Annotated in this window: 4 protein-coding genes; 3 read left to right on the top strand and 1 reads right to left on the bottom strand. The window is 66.7% G+C overall.

Translation table 11 applies throughout. From position 1 onward, the window contains the following. The 3 genes from ACRDSQ_RS00475 to ACRDSQ_RS00465 form a co-directional block, all read left to right on the top strand. On the top strand, positions 1 to 582 hold a 582-nt coding region (locus tag ACRDSQ_RS00475; RefSeq protein ID WP_431417779.1), incomplete at its 5' end, for an ESX secretion-associated protein EspG. A gap of 52 nt (positions 583 to 634) precedes the next feature. Next, positions 635 to 1216 (top strand): DUF3558 family protein, encoded by a 582-nt coding sequence (locus ACRDSQ_RS00470; protein ID WP_431417778.1) that lies wholly within the window; start codon positions 635 to 637, stop codon positions 1214 to 1216. Between the two features lie 48 nt (positions 1217 to 1264). Next, positions 1265 to 1885 carry a DUF3558 family protein gene (locus ACRDSQ_RS00465; RefSeq protein WP_431417776.1) on the top strand — a complete coding sequence of 207 codons (621 nt, stop codon included), beginning with the start codon at positions 1265 to 1267 and terminating at the stop codon, positions 1883 to 1885. On the opposite strand, the gene ACRDSQ_RS00460 is transcribed toward ACRDSQ_RS00465, so the two are convergent. Next, on the bottom strand, positions 1821 to 2981 hold a 1161-nt coding region (locus ACRDSQ_RS00460), incomplete at its 5' end, for a GMC oxidoreductase (RefSeq protein ID WP_431417775.1). The genes ACRDSQ_RS00465 and ACRDSQ_RS00460 overlap by 65 nt on opposite strands.

Below are 2981 nucleotides of genomic sequence, written 5' to 3'. Positions count from 1 at the left end.
CACTTCAACCTGGGTCCACGCAGGCCGATCCTGGAGATCCAGTCCCACGGCCACACCTTCGACGAACGCGCCCAGCTGCGCGGCGAAGCGTGGAAGTCGTTGGCCGCCAAGGGATTGGGTGTGCCCGGCGACTTCCACCGCGACATCGAGACCAGCCTGGGTGTGTTGGCCCGCCCAGAGTGGGAGATCGACGCCAGACTGCACCTGTCCGCCGAAGGCCCGCGAACCTCCGCCCTGGTCGCCGCGTCCGGCGCCACAGCGGCCGTCGGCATCCTGGAACCCGGCAGGCTGACCCTGGCGCGCGTCTCGCCGACCGGCCTGTCCCGCGCCGCCGTCGGCCTACTTCCAGGCCACCGGCCCGGAACCGGCTCGTCCATCACACTGCCCGCGTCGACACTCGACACCTGCGCCGCCCGCGCGGGCAGCGACCGCGACGCCCTACGCAACGCGCTACTCGCCGCGGGACTCGGCAGGGAAGAAGCCCGCAAGATCGTCGACGTCGTCGGCAACGTCGTCCGCTTCGGCGCCGCCCACACACCCATCGGCGAGTCGCGGATCTTGCAGGAGTACGCGAGAAGGTAACCGAAGCGGGTCAACCTTCAGGAATGATCGCCGAACGGCTCGGAGGTGACCAGTGAAGACACGGTTTGTGAGCACAATCGCCATTTCGTGCTTGATCAGCGCCGGTTGCGGCACCTCGGAGCCGGTTGAGCCGACCCCAGCACCGCAGACCTCTGTTCCCCGTCCGACCAGCCCACCATCCGTTCCCGCGGGCGCGGATGCCCGAAGTTACCTCAGTCACGTCTGCGACCTGCTGAGCCCGGATGAACGTGCGAGGTTCAACGTGCGCGGGGAACCCGAACAGTGGACCGGTCACGAGCTAAGCCAGTGTATTTGGCGAGGAGAAGAGGTCGAGCTGCGGTTTTCTCTGTCTGCCACTCGCGATCCATTGGTGACGTCTTATCAGCACGCTCCGATGATGCAGGTGTGGGAACCGCGGACCGTAGAGGGACAACCCGCGGCGATTACCTCAACCCACTTGCCGCGTTCTACCTGCGAGCTGTCAGTCGGCACCGCACCGAACCAAGGGATCAGCCTGTCGTACAACGGCAAGGACACCGACGTCGATTGGTGCGGACAGGCACTCGAAATGGGCGAGATCATCGTGCGTCGCCTACGCGACGCTCCTCCAAGTTCCAGGGCCCCGACGGCCTAACGGGCTCGTCGAAGACACAAACCACGACACCTTCCGGCGGGCGGGCCAGTGAACCACCGCACAACCAAGTCAGCCGGGCCCGTGATCTGCGTTCTGTCGCTGCTCACAAATCAGTCGACTCCACGCCCAACCAGCGCGCCGCCAATACCCAAAGCTGGTGACGCCGCCTCCTACACCCTGCGGGTGTGCGAGATCTTGACGCCAGATGAAGCGAGCCGGTTCGGTCTAACGCCCCAGGGCGAGCAGTGGGGCGACAAGATCCGCGGACTATGCATCTGGGAGGGTGATACCCGGCTCGGACTGGGCGTCCTCACCGAAAATGATCCGCTCGCGTGGGCGTACAGGAACAGCAACATGATGAAGGTCTTCGAGCCGACAACGGTAGAAGGCCAGCCCGCGGTGTACACAGCGGCACATCTTCCACGTACCGGGTGCGATCTCAAGGTTGGCATCGCACCGAATCAGGGACTCGATCTGTCCTACTCGGGCAAGGATTCGACTGTCGACTGGTGTGGCCAGGTGATCGAAATCGCCAAGATCATGGTGCGCCGCATCCGCGCCCGCGCCGCCCATTCCCAGCCCGACACCGACCCGGTAACCGGCGCTACCGGACGTCGACGATCTTCAGCCGGAGTGCGCCGGGGGCCTCGGCGGGGACGGCGGGGTTGACCGGGGCGACGGGCTTGATCCGCTGGTAGCCGGCCTCCTGCGCCGGACGCGGGTCCGCCTCACCCTTGTTGGGCCAGAAGGAGAACGCGCGCTCGGACTGGGCGGCGATCGTGAGCGACGGGTTCACCCCCAGGTTTGCCGTGATGGCGGCCCCGTCGACCACTGAGATGCCGGGGTAGTTGAAGACCCGGTGGTACGGGTCGATGACGCCGCGGGATTCGTCGTCGGCGATGGCGCAGCCGCCGATGAAGTGGGCGGTCAGCGGGATGTTGAAGACCTCACCCCACGTTCCGCCTGCGGTGCCGCCGATGTGCTTGGCGGTGAGCTCGTTGGCGACCTGGCCCGCCGGGATGTAGGTCGGGTTGGGCTCGCCGTGCCCCTGCTTGGAGGTGTACTTGCGCCTGCCGAACCAGCCGGGCTTGGTGTAGGTGGTGATCGAGTTGTCGAGGCTCTGCATCACCAACAGGATCACGGTCCGCTCGCTCCAGCGGTAGCCCTGCAGCAGGCCCACCGACTTGACCGGGTGCCGCACGAGGAACCGGACCGCCTGCCGCCAGCGGGGCACGGCTGAGCCGCCGTCGGTGGCGATGGTCTGCATCAGGCTCATGGCGTTGCTGCCCTTGCCGTACCGCACGGGCTCGATGTGGGTGATCTCGTCCGGGTGGATCGACGACGTGATCGCGACACCGGAGCTGTAGTTGTTCTCCGGGTCGACCTTGTTGCGGGCGGCGCCGATGATGGACTCGGAGTTGGTCCTGGTCAGCTCACCCAGCTTGGCCGAGAGCTTCGGCAGTGCGCCCTTGTCGCGCATGCTGTGGAGCAGGTTCTGTGTGCCCCAGGTGCCCGCGGCGAGCACGACCTTGCCCGCGGTGATGGTCCGGCGGCCCTTCCTGATGCGTTTGCCGGTCGCGCGTACGTCGACCTCGTACGTGCCGTCCTCGCGCTCGCGCAGGGCGGTGACGGTGGTCAGCGGCATGACCTCGGCGCCACCCTTCTCCGCCAGGTACAGGTAGTTCTTGACCAGCGTGTTCTTCGCGCCGACGCGGCAGCCGGTCATGCAGGAGCCGCACTCGGTGCAGCCGGTGCGCTCGGGGCC

It is taken from the genome of Actinokineospora sp., assembly GCF_050699995.1.
Taxonomy (GTDB): domain Bacteria; phylum Actinomycetota; class Actinomycetes; order Mycobacteriales; family Pseudonocardiaceae; genus Actinokineospora.
The sequence above is the reverse complement of the archived record's forward strand: the minus strand, read 5'-3'. Positions and strand labels throughout refer to the sequence as shown.